This is a genomic window from Sporosarcina sp. P37 (assembly GCF_002109365.1).
GTDB lineage: Bacteria > Bacillota > Bacilli > Bacillales_A > Planococcaceae > Sporosarcina.
The window spans coordinates 542,026-558,214 of record NZ_CP015349.1 but is presented as its reverse complement, the minus strand read 5'-3'; the positions used below and the strand labels follow the sequence as shown (position 1 = coordinate 558,214).

13 protein-coding genes are annotated in these 16,189 nt (G+C 43.8%); 11 read left to right on the top strand and 2 right to left on the bottom strand.

Annotation, left to right across the window (positions count from 1 at the left end; all coding sequences use genetic code 11):
• Positions 1–90 precede the first annotated feature (90 nt).
• A complete protein-coding gene (locus tag SporoP37_RS02995) occupies positions 91–1,185 on the bottom strand; it encodes a M24 family metallopeptidase (RefSeq protein WP_085430226.1) in 1,095 nt (364 codons plus the stop codon).
• A 108-nt stretch (positions 1,186–1,293) separates the two neighbouring features.
• Here SporoP37_RS02995 and SporoP37_RS02990 point away from each other — a divergent pair, with 108 nt between their 5' ends.
• Both SporoP37_RS02990 and SporoP37_RS02985 read left to right on the top strand, forming a co-directional pair.
• Positions 1,294–1,971: a metal-dependent hydrolase gene (locus tag SporoP37_RS02990; protein ID WP_081242252.1), complete on the top strand. Its 678-nt coding sequence runs from the start codon at positions 1,294–1,296 to the stop codon at positions 1,969–1,971.
• 126 nt (positions 1,972–2,097) lie between these two features.
• Positions 2,098–3,405, top strand: coding sequence for a DRTGG domain-containing protein (locus SporoP37_RS02985; protein ID WP_081242251.1), 1,308 nt, complete (start codon positions 2,098–2,100; stop codon positions 3,403–3,405).
• Positions 3,406–3,415: 10 nt separating this feature from the next.
• Here the strand turns inward: SporoP37_RS02985 and SporoP37_RS02980 are convergent, their stop codons facing one another.
• Entirely contained in the window at positions 3,416–3,745 is a 330-nt protein-coding gene (locus tag SporoP37_RS02980) for a YtpI family protein (protein ID WP_081242250.1), read from the bottom strand.
• 117 nt (positions 3,746–3,862) lie between these two features.
• Between SporoP37_RS02980 and SporoP37_RS02975 the strand changes: the two genes are divergently transcribed.
• From SporoP37_RS02975 to pyk, 9 genes are all read left to right on the top strand, one after another.
• On the top strand, positions 3,863–4,804 hold the full coding sequence (locus tag SporoP37_RS02975; protein WP_085430225.1) for a DHH family phosphoesterase: 942 nt from the start codon (positions 3,863–3,865) through the stop codon (positions 4,802–4,804).
• 19 nt (positions 4,805–4,823) lie between these two features.
• Entirely contained in the window at positions 4,824–6,422 is a 1,599-nt protein-coding gene (dnaE, locus tag SporoP37_RS02970; protein WP_085430224.1) for a DNA polymerase III subunit alpha, read from the top strand.
• Between the two features lie 687 nt (positions 6,423–7,109).
• Positions 7,110–8,990 carry a group II intron reverse transcriptase/maturase gene (gene ltrA / locus SporoP37_RS02965; RefSeq protein ID WP_085430223.1) on the top strand — a complete coding sequence of 627 codons (1,881 nt, stop codon included), beginning with the start codon at positions 7,110–7,112 and terminating at the stop codon, positions 8,988–8,990.
• 130 nt (positions 8,991–9,120) lie between these two features.
• Entirely contained in the window at positions 9,121–10,605 is a 1,485-nt protein-coding gene (locus tag SporoP37_RS02960) for an exodeoxyribonuclease VII large subunit (protein ID WP_085430222.1), read from the top strand.
• A 234-nt stretch (positions 10,606–10,839) separates the two neighbouring features.
• A complete protein-coding gene (locus SporoP37_RS02955) occupies positions 10,840–11,502 on the top strand; it encodes a FadR/GntR family transcriptional regulator (protein WP_081242247.1) in 663 nt (220 codons plus the stop codon).
• Positions 11,499–12,371 (top strand): acetyl-CoA carboxylase, carboxyltransferase subunit beta, encoded by an 873-nt coding sequence (gene accD / locus SporoP37_RS02950; protein WP_081242246.1) that lies wholly within the window; start codon positions 11,499–11,501, stop codon positions 12,369–12,371. Before SporoP37_RS02955 ends, accD begins: the two co-directional genes overlap by 4 nt.
• Positions 12,368–13,321 (top strand): acetyl-CoA carboxylase carboxyl transferase subunit alpha, encoded by a 954-nt coding sequence (gene accA / locus SporoP37_RS02945; RefSeq protein WP_081242245.1) that lies wholly within the window; start codon positions 12,368–12,370, stop codon positions 13,319–13,321. Before accD ends, accA begins: the two co-directional genes overlap by 4 nt.
• A 63-nt stretch (positions 13,322–13,384) precedes the next feature.
• Positions 13,385–14,344, top strand: a complete 960-nt coding sequence (gene pfkA, locus SporoP37_RS02940; RefSeq protein WP_081242244.1) for a 6-phosphofructokinase — start codon at positions 13,385–13,387, stop codon at positions 14,342–14,344.
• Positions 14,345–14,382: 38 nt separating this feature from the next.
• Entirely contained in the window at positions 14,383–16,143 is a 1,761-nt protein-coding gene (gene pyk / locus SporoP37_RS02935; protein ID WP_081242243.1) for a pyruvate kinase, read from the top strand.
• The last annotated feature ends 46 nt before the right edge of the window (positions 16,144–16,189 follow it).

The window sequence follows — 16,189 nt, the reverse complement described above, 5'->3', positions numbered from 1 at the left end:
CGGCCACAGACTGAAGATGACCCTTGCAGGGATTCGTCTTCAGTCTTTTTCTTTTAACGTACAGCGAGACGACAGGATCGCCCATTGTGCTTATCCGATAACTTTCAGATCTTTAGGGAACTTTGTCAGCACTTCGACTCCGTCTTCCGTCACATACAAATCATCTTCGATTCGCACGCCGGTAATTGCCGGGTCGTATATGCCCGGTTCAATCGTGAACACCATACCTTTTTCAAGAGGCATATCATTTGTACCTGTTAATGAAGGATATTCATGAACGGAAATACCGAGACCGTGTCCGATTCGGTGCGGGAAGAGCTCACCGTAACCTGCTTCTTCAATGACAGAACGAGCCGCAAGATCAACCTCTTTTGCCAGTGTGCCGGGACGCACCACGTCAATTGCCGCCTGCTGGGCTTTTTTGACTGTCTCATAGATCTTACGCTTTTCTTCAGACGGTTCGCCGAATGACACTGTCCGCGTTATATCCGAACAATATCCTTTATATACAACGCCAAGATCGAATAAAATGAAATCGCCTTTCTCTATTTTTCGTTCACCCGGAATGCCGTGGGGCGAGGCAGTTTTTGTGCCTGAAACAATAATTGTGTCAAATGACATTTTCTCTGCGCCTTTTTGTTTCACTGCGGTCTCTACCGCCTGCACGATTTCCAGCTCCGTTTTGCCTTCTGCGATTTCATTGCAGCCGACTTCGATGGCATAGTCCGCCAATTCTGCCGCTTTACGCAGATGTTCCAATTCAATTTCATTTTTAACTAATCTGCAGCTTGCGAGTTTCTCATCCAAGTTCGCAAATTGCAAGGAAGGGAAGCGCGACTGTAAAATTTCAAAACGATCTACTGTCAGATGCTGTTTTTCAATTGCCAGCAATAAGAACGAAGAAATTCTTTCAGTAATTGCCTGTTCTAAAAATGCAAAGGCGTTGTCTGTGTCTTTATAGCCGATAATATCATAATTCCAGCCAATTGCTTTTACATCAGCGACTTCCATCGCGGGACAAATAATAAACGGGTCCTTTTCTTTGAAAACCACTACGCCAAGCAATCTTTCGTGCGGATCACTGCGGAAATCTGTCAGATAAAATATATTATCGGGATTCGTAATAAGTGCTGCGTCGATAGAATGTTCAACTAAGAAATCCTGTACTTTTTGAATGTTCGCCAAAATATAGCCTCCTCTGTTTTGGTTAGTATAACAAAAAAGAGGGTTTTATGCTGCAATGGAGAAGGTATAGGTATAGAGAGAGTTATTAACTATAGGAGTGTGATCGTTTTGAAAATCTCGTACCATGGCCATTCGGTCGTAAAAATTGTAACAAAAGGGAAAACTATATTAATTGATCCGTTTATTACGGGCAATAAACTGACCGATCTGAAGGCGGCTGATGAAAAACCTGACGTCATCTTGCTTACGCATGGCCATAATGATCATGTCGGCGATACGATGGACATTGCAAAAAGAGAAGATATCCTGGTCGTAGCGCCCAATGAATTAGCCGTATACCTTGGATTCCAGGGGGTAAAAACACACGGTATGAATATCGGCGGGGCAAATGAATTTGATTTTGGAACAGTGAAATATACACAAGCCTTCCATAGTTCATCGTACACTACAGAAGATAATGAAATTATTTATACCGGCATGCCGGCAGGACTGCTGCTGACCATTGAAGACAAAGTCATCTATCATGCCGGAGATACATCGCTGTTCAGTGATATGAAATTATACGGAGAAGCCGGAATAGACGTGGCATTCCTTCCAATCGGGGACAATTTCACAATGGGGCCTGAAGATGCGGCAAAAGCAGTGGAACTTCTGAACCCGAAGCTGACTGTCCCTGTTCACTTTAATACGTTCCCTCCGATTGAGCTCGATCCGCAGAACTTCAAGTCGCTCGTGACGAATCACGAAGTGAAAATTATGGAGCCTGGTGAATCAATCGAGCTGTAAAAGACGGAAACAAATAATTACGGTTCAAGACGCATAGTTATCGTCTTGGACCGTTTTTTTAATGAAATTATGGTATGATTAGCAAAAAGCAGAAACCTAACAGAAGGTTAAGGAAAAGGTGAAATCATGTCAACTAAACACGAACAGATTTTGCGTTATATTGAAAGCTTAGCAGTTGGAGAAAAAATCTCTGTACGTCAAGTTGCGAAAGCATTGGAAGTCAGTGACGGCACTGCATACCGCGCAATAAAAGAGGCGGAAAATCAGAAACTTGTCAATACTATCGAACGGGTAGGAACGATCCGGATTGAAAAAAAGAAAAAAGAAAACATTGAGCGCCTGACATTTGCTGAAGTGATCAATATTGTCGATGGTGTCGTGCTGGGCGGCCGCGACGGCTTACATAAAACATTAACGAAATTTGTAGTGGGCGCCATGCAGCTGGACGATATGATCCGATATATCGACGCAGGCAGTTTATTGATTGTAGGAAATCGGCTGAAAGCGCATGAAATCGCTATTAAGGCCGGGGCAGCTGTCCTGGTTACAGGCGGCTTTGATGCGACTGATGAAGTGAAGCAGCTGGCGGATGAAATGAATTTGCCGGTCATCTCCACAAGTTATGACACGTTTACCGTGGCAACGATGCTGAACCGGGCTATTTATGATCAGCTGATCGAGAAAGAAATTTTATTGGTGGAAGATATCCTCACGCCGATTGCCCGCACAGTGACATTATCGCCAGAGGATTCGGTGGATCAGTTCTTTGAAGTGAATCACCAAACATCGCACTCAGCCTATCCCGTCGTAAAATCAGACGGAACGCTTGTAGGAATTATTACATCCCGTGACGTGGTCAGTAAGCCTGATGTCAATATTATCGGGAAAGTCATGACAACCCATCCGATTACGGTGAACGGTAAAATGAGTGTGGCTTCTGCGGGGCACAGTATGATTTGGGAAGGTATCGATTTGATGCCTGTTGTCGATGATGCGGGTATTCTTGAAGGAATTATCAGCCGTCAGGACGTTTTAAAAGCACTGCAAATGACCCAGCGTCAGCCGCAGCAAGGTGAAACAATCGATGACATCGTCAAAAATCAAATGAAAGCAATTACTAATTCACCGGATAAAATCGAGTTTTCCGTTGTTCCGCAAATGACCAATCAATTTGGCTCACTATCCTATGGAGCGATGCTGACAATCTTAACAGAAGCGGGCAGCCGCGCGATCAAACTCCAAAAACGCGGAGAAAGTGTTCCCGAGAACGTAACGATTTATTTCATTAAACAAGTGCAGCTGGGTGCAACGGTGACCGTAGAACCGAAAATCATTCACTTAAGCCGCCGCTTCATCAAACTGGAAATCGAGCTGACATCCAATGACGGCATTGTGGCCAAAGCAATGGGGACGTTCCAGCTTTTTGAAAAATAAAAAACTGACATCAATTGACGTCAGTTTTGTTTAATGCACGTTCTTCTTCTACGAACTGCTTATAGTGTTTCTGGGCGTTAAAATTAAAGATCGCCACATAGCCGCCGAATAAAATAAAAATAGCCGACACGATATATGTCAGGACGCCGTCAAAGAGCAGCAATTGATTGATGCCGAAAAAAATCAATAAGGCACCAAGTGAAGTTCCTGCCATGCTTGCATACATCTTTTTACGGATGGGAAACATATGGCTTGTCCGGAATTGGCGTGTTTTAAAAACAAAATAAAAAACGCCGGAAGCGACGATACCAAAAACAAAAAGAAAATTAACCGTCTCCATCAAAAAGCCTCCATTACATAAAAATAACCTGGCGCCTGCGCGCTGCGGTTCATACTACATTGTATCGGCTTTTTATCGGAAATGCGAATACTTGGACAGAAACTTGGGGGGAAACACATGAAACGACAAATCATTGACACAATTGAACAATATAAAAAAATTATTATTCACCGGCATGTCAGACCGGATCCGGATGCATACGGTTCACAGATGGGACTGAAGGCATTAATTCAGAAAAACTATCCCGCAAAACAAGTGCTGGCAGCAGGCACACATGATGAACTGCTCGGCTACTTGGGGGAGCCTGACACTGTGACGGAAGCCGATTACGAAGGGGCGCTGGTCATTGTCACTGATACAGCAAACACAGATCGGATCGACGGGCCTTTTTATGACCGCGGCGCATTTTTATTGAAAATTGATCATCACCCAAATGAAGACCCGTATGGCGATGAACGCTGGGTGAATACAGATGCGAGTTCCTGTTCTGAAATGATCTATACCATCTTTGAAGAAGGGCAGGCAGTATACGGCTGGGAAATGTCTCCTGAAGCCGCCCGTTTCTTATTTGCAGGAATTGTAGGTGACACAGGCCGGTTTATGTTCCAAAGTACGACAGAGAAAACATTCGAAGTTGCGAGTTCATTAATCAAACAACCGTTTGACCGTACAAAATTATTTGCGGGAATGTATGAAGTCGACCGAAAAATTCTGCATCTGCAAGGGTATATCTATCAGAACTTTACAATAGATGAACACGGTGCGGCCTATATTAAATTAACGAAAGATATCCTGAAAGAGTTTGACGTGACAGTTTCCGAAACCTCTCAGCTGGTTGGATCGCTTGGGGATGTGAAAGGAATCTGTGCATGGATCATCTTTATCGAAGAAGATGATCAAATCCGTGTCCGTCTGCGCTCGAAAGGCCCTGTCATCAATACATTGGCCATGCAGCACAACGGCGGCGGCCACCCTCTTGCTTCAGGTGCTTCCGCATATTCATGGACAGAAGTGGACGAAATTATTGTCAAACTGCAGGAAATTTGCAGAAACTATTAAGCAGAGCTGAGGGATTGAAATGAACCTGATGTATCCGCAAATTATAACCGGCGCAGATCTTTTGCGCGGCATTGTAAAGTTAGATGAACTGGCTCCTCTTTTGCAGAAAAGAGGGGCTGCTTCTGCCGCAATCGTCAACAGTAAATTATATGGCGTCCGGTCTTTCAGTAAAATGGCCACGAAATACGGCATACGCCCTGTGATCGGCCTGTCTGTCATGCTGAATGCAGATGATACAGAAGTGCTTCTGTATGTGTATGCGCGAAACCAGACAGGCTTTTCTAATTTAATGAAAATGAGCAGTGCGATTTCGACGCGTGAAGATGAGACGCTGCCGCTTACTTGGCTGCAGGCCTACAGGGAAGGGTGCTTTATCATCTGCGCGATGACCGATGCATCTTGGGCAAATGCACGAAACGTGGAAGTGCTGCAGCAAATCGCTGAAGGGCGCTCGGATTCGTCTGCATTTATCGGAATCAGCCGGCCAGCAGGAAGCGCCCATGCGGAGGAAGAACATCTTATCAGACTGAGTGAGGAAAGCGGGCTGCCTATTGCTGCTTGCCATGAAACACGTTTTCTTCATCCGGAAGATTTTCAGGCTTATGAAGTGGCCACGGCCATTCGTAAAGGATATAAACTGAACGACCCGCAAAAACCTCCCAATCGCTATCGCCAGGCTTATTTGCCTGAGCGGGAAGAGTTCATGAATTGGTTTTCTGACCGTCCTGAATGGCTGAAAACTACAGAAGCTATGATGAATGCGTGCAATGTAAGCATTCAGAAGGAAGACTTTTTGCTGCCGGCATTTCCCATGAAAGACGGCCAGACATCTGACTCATTGCTAAAAGAGCATTGCCGATTGGGTATGCAGCAGCGCTTTCACGTATTGCCTGCAGCATACGAAGAACGTCTGCAGTACGAATTATCAATTATCAGTCAGATGGGCTTCACTGATTACTTTTTAATAGTAGAAGATTATGTGCGCTATGCAAAATCCGAGCGAATTTTGGTCGGTCCCGGACGGGGGTCTTCTGCCGGATCACTCGTTGCATACGCGCTTGGCATTACAGAAGTCGATCCGATTGTCTATGGATTGCTGTTTGAACGGTTCCTGAATCCCGAACGGGTGACGATGCCCGATATCGATATCGATTTCGCGGATCACCGCAGAACAGAAGTCGTAAATTATGTGGCGGATACATACGGCAAACAATATGCCGCGCAGATTATTACTTTCGGTACGCTGTCAACGAAAGCCGTTGCGCGCAACGTCGCCAGAGTGCTTGATTTCACCCCGGAAGAAGTCCGCTTCATGTCAAACGAATTAAACAGCAGCCGTTCATTCAAAGAGAATATCATTCAATCGAAAAAACTCCGTGACTGGATTGACGTGGATCCGCGCAGAGCTGTCTGGCAGATGGCAGCGGAACGTCTGGAGGATTTACCGAGAAACGCTTCCACACACGCAGCGGGCGTCGTGCTTGCAGCAAAACCGCTCGTTCATTATGTGCCGCTGCAGATAGGTACCGAAGAAGTGTTCTTGACGCAATGGGCCATGAAAGACGTGGAAGAAGCCGGATTATTGAAAATGGACTTTTTAGGACGTGCGAAACGTTAGTTTGAAAGGGTATCAGAAATGATATCTGGGGATAACTTATTTGAAAACTGTAATTCTGATGGTTGGAATGAGAGCAGTCATGTTTGCTCGAAACACCACGCTAATATCCCACATGCATTATGTTACATATAAAACATGGTGTATGAAGCTGGGTGAAGTCGTCGAATACTTAGGGAAATGAACCGAGGTATAGAGTAGGCGGGCGGTGATTAGATATGGTTAGAATGTGGTTCAACACCACTGACGAATCTTCGAATGTAAGGCTCTATAGGAAGTTATATATCCTGCGACGGATATGTAGTACCGATGCGGTACGCTTGATAGGGAAAAGTAGTCATGTCCTAAGCGAAATTCCTGATACTCAACAATTGAGAGTATAATGCAAGCAGGGTCAAAGAAGAAACCTAAGTCTTATCAATACTAGGAATTATGGAACGTGGAAAGCTAGTGATTGCCAAGTTAAACCTTATATGAGGGGCAAGTATAACGAAAAGATAATTTCATCTATAAGTTATTTAACGCTAGTGAGAGTGGAGCCACAGTACCATTGAAACCATGATAATAAGTGGTGGAGGGATAGGCTCTAGTCGTTTCATGAGATATTAATTAATTGATGAACTATTTCGCTTTTCGAGTATGACAGGGAAACAACCACCTCTAGAACTTATAAGGAGGTTGCCCAGCGAAATGAACATATACAGATACAATCAATACTACCAAATGCAGGAAATACTTGATGGACTATATAATGATTCATCAAACCAAGTTGAATTTAAAAACCTTATGGACATTATCGCAAGCGATAATAACATTAGACTAGCCTTTAGAGTTATCAAATCTAATACGGGCAGTAAAACCGCAGGAACTGATGGTAAAACCATTGAAGACTTTAAAAAGGAATCTTTAGATGAATATATTTCACTCGTTAAAAACAAGTTGAACAACTACAAACCAGATACGGTAAGACGAGTATTCATTCCAAAAGAAAATGGTGACAACAGACCATTAGGCATTCCGTCTATGATTGACAGATTAGTGCAACAATGCATTAAACAAGTCTTAGAACCGATATGTGAAGCGAAGTTTCACCCACATAGCTACGGTTTTAGACCCAATAGAAGCACAAAACATGCCATAGCAAGACTTAACAGTTTAGTTAATCAAGCCGGTTTACACTATGTTGTAGACATTGACATTAAAGGATTCTTCGATAATGTCAACCATAACAAACTCATTAAACAGATGATTGCATTAGGCATTAAAGATTTTAAATTACTTAAAATCATTAAATTAATGCTTAAAGCACCTATACAGGGCGAAGGTATTCCGAATAAAGGTACACCACAAGGAGGAATATTATCACCACTACTCTCTAATATTGTGTTAAACGAATTAGATTGGTGGTTAAGCTCTCAATGGGAAACACACCCAACACATCATGAGTACACGAAACTGAATAAATATAATGCGATGAAAAAATCCAAGCTAAAAGAGTTCTTTTTAGTTAGATATGCAGATGATTTTAAAATTGTCTGTAGAAGCTACACAGTTGCAAAGAAAATATTTATTGCGGTTGAAGAATGGCTCGGCAAAAGACTTAAACTTAAAATCAGCAAAGAAAAGTCTAAAATAGTAAACCTTAGAAAAAATTATTCAGATTTCTTAGGTATCAAAATTAAAGCTATAAATAGACCAAAAAGTAAACATGGCTATGTTGCACAATCAAGAATCGCGGATAAAAGATTTAACAAAATCTTGAAAGTCTATAAGGATAAAATCAAAAAGATAAAGAAAACACAAAACGTTAAATATGTTGCAGAACTTAACAGCATGACACTAGGTATTCACGAATACTACAACATAGCAACATATGTTAGCTTAGACTTCAAAAAGATAAGTTGGAAGCTACTAAGGTATATGTTCAACTCTTTTCACACATATGGTAAACAAGAAGTACCAAACAGTAACTCGACAGATTCAATCTACAAAAAGTTTTACGGTAATTCTAAAAGTAAAACTTGGTTAATGTTTGGGAAATATATCTATCCAATTCATTATGTGAAACACAAATCAACAATGAATTTCAAACAAACCACTTGTGATTACACAGTGCAAGGACGAGAATACTCGAACAAAGCATTGAAATCAAAAACACATGTACTAGCAATTGAAATGGCAAAAAGATTTAATGCAAATCAATCTGTTGAATACAATGACAACCGAATTGCACGTGCGTCGATGACGCAGATGAAATGCGAAGTCACGAAAATTGAACTAGAACTAGATAATCTACATTGTCATCATGTTATTCCACGTAAAATAGGTGGAGATGATAAGTACGACAATCTAAGAATCGTTCATACAGATATTCACAAACTAATACATGCAACAAGTGAAGAAACAATTAGGAAATACATTCACATAATAAAGGATTCAAAAAACACCATAAGAAGAGTATTAACGAACCTAAATAACCTTAGAGTAAAAGCCAACAACTATAAACTTGAAGAGGATGCCATCAGAGAGTGGTTAGAAGTTAAAAATTGGAAAAACAAACAGGTAGTATAATCAACTAATTAGTAATCAAGAAGGAAACGATGGAACGCCGTATGATGGGAAACTATCACGTACGGTGTGAAGCGGGGGAAAGGGAGTAATCATAACAGGTAATGCTGATGAAGAAACCTACCTATCGCTATTGCGCAATTTAACGCTGCTCGACAGAATCCGTTCCATGATTCAATACAATAAGAAGCAAGTCATTGATTTTGAACGTATTCCGCTGGACGATGCGTTGACTTATGAAATATTCAAGGCAGGCGACACGACCGGCATATTCCAGTTTGAATCACCGGGAATGCGGCGTGCGCTGAAAACTATCCGGCCTGATAACTTTAAGGATGTCTACTCGGTCAATGCTTTGTACAGACCGGGTCCTATGGAATTCATTCCGCTGTACAGCCGCCGTAAAAACGGACAGGAGCCGATCCGCTATGACATACCTGAACTGGAGCCGATTTTGGCGGAAACGTACGGCATCATCATCTATCAGGAGCAGATCATGAAAATTGCCGTAGAAATTTCAGGCTTTACACTGGCGGAAGCAGATCTTCTCCGGCGGGCGATCAGCAAGAAGAATCAGCAAGTGCTGGAGAAAGAACGGCAGCACTTTATTGCCGGAGCCATAAAAAAAGGATTCGACCGCATCAAAGCGAATAATGTGTATAACTTAATTGTCAAATTTGCTGATTATGGATTTCCGAAGAGCCACGCAGTAGCGTATTCTCTGATTTCCTACCGTCTCGCATATTTTAAAGCGAACGAACCTATGTACTTTTATGCGGCCTATTTATCATCTCTGACAGGCAGCAAGGAAAAGATGATGGAAGTGATCCGTGAAGTAAAAGGGAGAGGGATACGCATTCTGCCGCCTTCTGTGACGAAAAGCCGTTATTCACATACAGTGGAAGGCGATGCAATCCGTCTCGGGCTGGGCGCGATCAAAGGAATCACTCTTGCGTTTTACCGGCATCTGGCAGATTCACGTGAAAAGGGCGGCTGGCAATCCATGTTTGACATGGCCGTCGCGCTTGGGGCAGATCATTTCACTGAGAAATCGATAATCCCGCTAATTAAAGCAGGTGCGCTGGATGACTTTGGTGAAAAGCGTTCTGTCCTTCTCGCATCCATAGATGCCGCTCATTCCCATGCGCTTTTTATAGGTGATGATGCATTAAGTGATCAGTTTCATTTTAATTCGCAGCCGAAATATACACCGGGCGGAGAGATGGATCAGATGACCAGGCTCAGTTTTGAACATGATATGTTAGGATTTTATCTGTCGGAACATCCTATTGAGCAGCTTAAGCGCAAGGCAGCAGATCGGATCCCGCCAATTTCCTCGCTGTTTACTTTACGGAAAGGCACAAAAGTTCAGTGCATGGGCATGATACTGTCTATTAAAAGAATCCGAACAAAAAAAGGGGAAGCAATGGCATTCCTGACATTGCAGGACGAAACAGAAGAAATATCCTGTACGGTCTTTCCGAAACAATTTGCGCAAACCAGCGTCCATTTACAAGAACAGGCATTTGTTCGAGTTTCGGGAAGCATCGATTACCGCAATCAATCGGTACAGCTTATCGTTGATCAGCTGCAGCCGGCAGTCCGTATAGAAGAATAAAAAATAAAATACTACATTATTGTATAAAATTCTATGGCTTCTGATGGCGCATAGCGCGCCATTAGAAACCAAACTCCACTTTTCGACAAGCGAGCGTTCAGTCGGGAGGAAAAATGACGAAAAATAAACACTTGTATTTTCAAGATATTGCTTTACGTAGTGCTCTCTTTTTTGTATGCTAGTATGCAGGTGGTCAGACCACTCTGTTGATGGAACGAAAAAGGAGTTCTCCTCATGCAAAATTCACAATCATCATCCAAGCGTTTTTTGGATATTATCGGAGAGCTGCAATCACTGATCAGCGAGCAAAAAATCGAATATGGCGATAAGCTGCCATCTGAACGTCATTTGGCGGAAAAACTTCAAGTGAGCAGAACGGCAGTCCGTGAAGCGTTGCGCAGTATGGAACTGCTCGGTCTGATTGAAACGAGAAGAGGCGAAGGCACGTTTTTATCCGATTTTAAAAAACATCAGTTAGTGGAAGTTCTCTCGGCATTTATCATGCAGCAGGCAAGATCCATCCAGGATGTAGTTGAAACCCGGATGATTCACGAGCGTGCGGCGATTACAGCAGTCACCAAAAATGAAGAACTGCGCATGTTACCTGTTTGGAGAGGTATGCAAAGTAAATTAAACGAAGAAGAAGCGATGTTTTTGCGTGAAGATATGGTCCGCGAAACGATTGTCGCAACTGAAAATCGGCTCTCACTGAAAATTTGGTTTTTATTGAAGCAATACAGCGGAGTTTCTTTCGATGTGGCCATTACTGATCCAGATGAAATAATGACTGTCCGTGAATTGCTGGGTGAAATGATGGCTGGTAATACAGAGCAAGCCTTGGCTTGTTATGAACAATGGATGAACCAAGTTGAGGGAGAAAGAAGGGAAACGGAATGAGTATCAGAGAATTATTTAAAAAGAAACCAAAAGAAGACCAACATACAATGCCGTCTGCAAAAAGTAAGGCGGATGTGCCCGAAGGAATTATGACAAAATGTCCGGAGTGCAAGCATGTCATCCTGACGAAAGAATTATTGAAGAACGGCAAAGTCTGTCCTTCTTGTCAGCACCATTACAAAATGACTGCACAGGAACGGATCGATCATCTGTTTGATGAGGGCAGTTTCGAATCGATGGACAATCATCTGAAAACAGAGAACCCGTTAAATTTCCCTTCCTATACAGAAAAGGTAGAGGCTGATGCGGAAGCAACAGGGCTGAATGAAGCGGTGCTGACAGGTGTCGGGAAAATTCAGGGCCAGAAAGCAGCCGTTGCCGTTATGGATGCGCATTTCAGAATGGGCTCCATGGGTTCAGTCGTTGGTGAAAAGATTACGAGAGCAGTAGAAAAAGCAACAGAATTAGGGATTCCGATGCTGATATTTTCAGCAAGCGGCGGTGCGCGGATGCAGGAAGGTGTCATCAGCCTGATGCAGATGGCGAAGGTGAGTGTAGCACTTGAACGGCACGCGAGCCAAGGGTTATTGTATATTTCCATCATGACGTATCCGACGACCGGCGGTGTATCAGCCAGCTTTGCATCGGTAGGAGACATTAACCTGGCTGAACCAAAAGCGCTGATCGGTTTTGCGGGACGCCGTGTCATTGAGCAAACTGTGCGTGAAAAGCTGCCGGATGATTTCCAGACAGCTGAATTTTTGCTGAATAATGGTCAATTAGACGCAATTGTTCATCGGAATGACATGCCAGGTGTTATGTATAAAATCCTGAAACTTCACGCAGGAAAGGAGACGGAACTTGTATGAGTAAAACACTCGCTTTTGAAGAACCTATTGTAAAGCTGCGTGAAAAAATTAATGAGCTGGAAGAATATACAGCCATGAATGATGTCGATCTTTCCTCAGAGATTGTGAATCTGAAAAGCAGATTGGCAAATTTAGAAAAAGATATCTATGAAAGCATGGAGCCATGGGATCGCGTCCAAGTCGCCCGGCACCCTGCAAGACCGACAACCAATGATTATATTTCCCGTCTCTTTGAAGATTTTATCGAATTTCACGGAGACCGTAATTTTGCTGATGATGAAGCGATTATTGGCGGTATTGCTTCTTTTGAAGAGACTCCGATTACCATTATTGGCCATCAGCGCGGGAAAGATACAAAAGAAAATGTCAAAAGAAACTTTGGCATGCCGCATCCTGAAGGATACCGAAAAGCACTGCGTCTGATGAAACAGGCCGAGAAATTCAACCGGCCGATTATCTGCTTCATCGATACGAAAGGCGCATATCCGGGGAAAGCTGCCGAACAACGCGGACAGAGTGAAGCTATTGCACGCAATCTGGTCGAAATGGCCGGCTTGAAAGTGCCTGTCATCTCCATTGTGATTGGGGAAGGCGGAAGCGGGGGAGCATTGGCACTTGGGGTAGCTAACCATATCCATATGCTTGAAAACTCCACATACTCCGTAATATCTCCGGAAGGGGCGGCTTCCATCTTGTGGAAAGACGCGTCGCTTGCCAAGCAGGCAGCGGAAGCAATGAAAATTACGGCGCCAGATTTAAAAGAAATGAACATTATCGATGAAGTGATCCCGGAAGTTCTTGGCGGCGCTCACCGTGATGCCGCTAAGCAGGCAAACGAGATGCGTGAAACGGTGCGAAGATCACTCAATGAATTATGTAAGTTGTCACCGGAAGAATTAATTGATAACCGATATAAGAAATTCCGAGCAATCGGTGTATTTTCGGAATAAAAGATGCGGGCGACCGCATCTTTTGCTCGTACATAACAGTAACTGCAAAAGGAAGTGATGAACATGAAAAGAATTGCAGTCTTAACAAGCGGCGGCGATGCGCCAGGGATGAATGCGGCAATCCGTTCCGTTGTCAGAAAAGCGATTTTTGAAGGCCTGGAAGTTTCCGGCGTGTTTAATGGGTATCAGGGACTGATTGACGGAAAGATTGAACAATTCCAGCTGGGATCGGTAGGAGACATTATTCAGCGCGGCGGGACGATATTGAGATCAGCGAGATGTCCGGAATTTATGACAGAAGAAGGCCGTCAAAAAGCGATGAAACAAATCACCTTACACGGAATTGAAGGAATTGTCATCATCGGCGGTGACGGTTCATTCCGCGGGGCGTATGAATTGGTCAAAATGGGAATCCCATGTGCGTGTGTGCCTGCTACTATTGATAATGACATCAATGGCACAGAATTCACGATTGGTTTTGACACAGCATTGAATACGGTTGTGGAAGCCATCGATAAAATCCGGGACACCGCGACATCGCACGAACGTTCATTCATCATTGAAGTTATGGGGCGTGATGCGGGAGATCTAGCGTTATGGGCAGGTCTTGGCGGCGGTGCGGAATCGATATTGCTGCCTGAAAAACCATTTGATGCAGAGTCGATCGTCAGCCGAATTAAACGCAGTACGAGCCGGGGGAAGAAACACAGTATTATTGTGCTGGCTGAAGGGATGATGTCTGCTTCTGAGCTCGCAGATATTTTGAAAAAAGAAGCGGGCGTGGAAACACGAGTATCCATTTTAGGACATATACAAAGGGGCGGCTCTCCATCTGCACGTGACCGGGTTATAGCCAGTCAATACGGTGCAAGAGCTGTTGAATCACTTTTGTCAGGAAAGAAAAGTGCTGCTGTTGGTATGAGAAATCATAAAGTGGTAGACTATAACTTAGAAGAGGTATTTATGAAACGAGAAAAGTTGGACTTGTCATTATTAGATTTGGCGGAAACATTATCCATCTAATTAGTCAGAGTCTACATGACGCAGAGGAGCGATAAGTAGTGAGAAAGACAAAAATAGTGTGTACAATCGGGCCGGCAAGTGAATCGTATGAGGCATTGCTGAAACTGATTGACGCGGGGATGAACGTTGCACGTCTGAACTTCTCCCACGGCACCCAAGAAGAGCACAGAGTACGTATTGAACGAATCCGCAAAGCAGCCGCTGAAAAAGGGAAGTTGGTCGGAATTCTGCTCGACACGAAGGGTCCTGAAATACGGACGCATAAAATGGAAGACGGGCAGATCGAGTTAACGAGAGGACAGGCAGTGGACATTTCCATGAAGGAAGTTCTTGGGACAAGTCAAGTCTTTTCCGTTACGTATGAGAAGCTAATCAATGACGTCGAACGCGGTTCATTCGTGCTTCTTGACGATGGCCTGATTGAACTGGAAGTGACGGGTAAAGATAACGAAAAAGGCTTAATTCATACAAAAGTAATCAACGCAGGCCCTTTAAAAGACAATAAAGGCGTCAACGTGCCGAATGTTTCTGTGCAGCTGCCGGGAATTACGGATAAGGACAAAGAAGATATTCTGTTCGGTATTGAACAGGGCGTCGATTTTATCGCTGCTTCATTTGTGCGCCGTGCAAGTGATGTCATTCAAATCCGCGAATTACTCGAAAAGAATAATGGCGGTCACATCCATATCGTGCCGAAGATTGAAAACCAGGAAGGTGTCGATAATCTGGATGAAATCCTTCAATTATCTGACGGTCTGATGGTTGCGCGCGGGGACTTGGGTGTTGAAATTCCTGCAGAAGAAGTTCCGCTGGTGCAAAAAACGATGATCCGCAAATGTAACCAATTCGGTAAGCCTGTTATTACAGCGACTCAGATGCTGGATTCTATGCAAAGAAACCCGCGCCCGACACGTGCGGAGTCAAGTGATGTTGCCAATGCGATTTTAGACGGTTCTGACGCGGTCATGCTTTCAGGCGAGACAGCTGCCGGATTATACCCGGTGGAATCAGTGAACGTTATGTGTAAAATTGCGTTGTCCACCGAAGAATCAATGGACTTCCACTCTGTTGTTTCCAGAAGAACGAGAGAAAAAGAAGGTAATTTGACAGAGGCAATTGGACAAGCCGCTGCTTATACCGCTTTGAATTTGAATGTCAAGGCTATTTTGGCGCCAACTGAAAGCGGACAGACAGCTACTATGATCGCTAAATACCGTCCGGGTGTTCCGATCATTGCGGTGACACGTTCAGAAATGATCTCTAATAAGCTGACACTGGTCTGGGGCGTCTATCCTATCGTCGGCAAAAAGGCTCTAGACATCGATGGAATTCTTCAGGAATCAGTTGAAGAAAGTGTAAAACATCAATACGTCACACACGGCGATGTAGTGATCATCACTGCGGGCGTGCCAGTCGGTAAAGCGGGCACGACAAACTTGATGAAGCTGCATGTTATCGGCGATTTGATCGGGCGCGGACAGGGAATCGGCAAAAATGTCGCATTCGGTAAAGCAAAGGTCATCAAGTCCTCACAGGAAGCGCTGACGCAAGTAACAGAAGGCGACATCATCGTCACCCAGTCTACTGACCGTGACATGTATGCGGCACTTGAGCGATGTGCGGGCATCATCACAGAAACTGGCGGATTAACCAGCCATGCGGCAGTGGTAGGATTGAGTTTAGGCATACCTGTAATCGTAGGTGCCGAGAACATTACATCAATTATTAAAAATGGCAGTGACATTACAATGGACGCAGCAAGCGGAGTCATCTACAACGGTCACGCAAAAGTTTTGTAAAAACACAAAGACCGCTATTCTCACTTGAGAGGGCGGTCTTTTTTGG

Excerpts from the sequence above, each read along its gene's own strand:
- SporoP37_RS02985 (WP_081242251.1), top strand. The coding sequence starts at position 2,098 with ATGTCAACTAAACACGAACAGATTTTGCGTTATATTGAAAGCTTAGCA.
- SporoP37_RS02980 (WP_081242250.1), bottom strand. The coding sequence starts at position 3,745 with ATGGAGACGGTTAATTTTCTTTTTGTTTTTGGTATCGTCGCTTCCGGC.
- SporoP37_RS02975 (WP_085430225.1), top strand. The coding sequence starts at position 3,863 with ATGAAACGACAAATCATTGACACAATTGAACAATATAAAAAAATTATT.
- dnaE (WP_085430224.1), top strand. The coding sequence starts at position 4,824 with ATGAACCTGATGTATCCGCAAATTATAACCGGCGCAGATCTTTTGCGC.
- ltrA (WP_085430223.1), top strand. The coding sequence starts at position 7,110 with ATGAACATATACAGATACAATCAATACTACCAAATGCAGGAAATACTT.
- SporoP37_RS02955 (WP_081242247.1), top strand. The coding sequence starts at position 10,840 with ATGCAAAATTCACAATCATCATCCAAGCGTTTTTTGGATATTATCGGA.
- accD (WP_081242246.1), top strand. The coding sequence starts at position 11,499 with ATGAGTATCAGAGAATTATTTAAAAAGAAACCAAAAGAAGACCAACAT.
- accA (WP_081242245.1), top strand. The coding sequence starts at position 12,368 with ATGAGTAAAACACTCGCTTTTGAAGAACCTATTGTAAAGCTGCGTGAA.
- pfkA (WP_081242244.1), top strand. The coding sequence starts at position 13,385 with ATGAAAAGAATTGCAGTCTTAACAAGCGGCGGCGATGCGCCAGGGATG.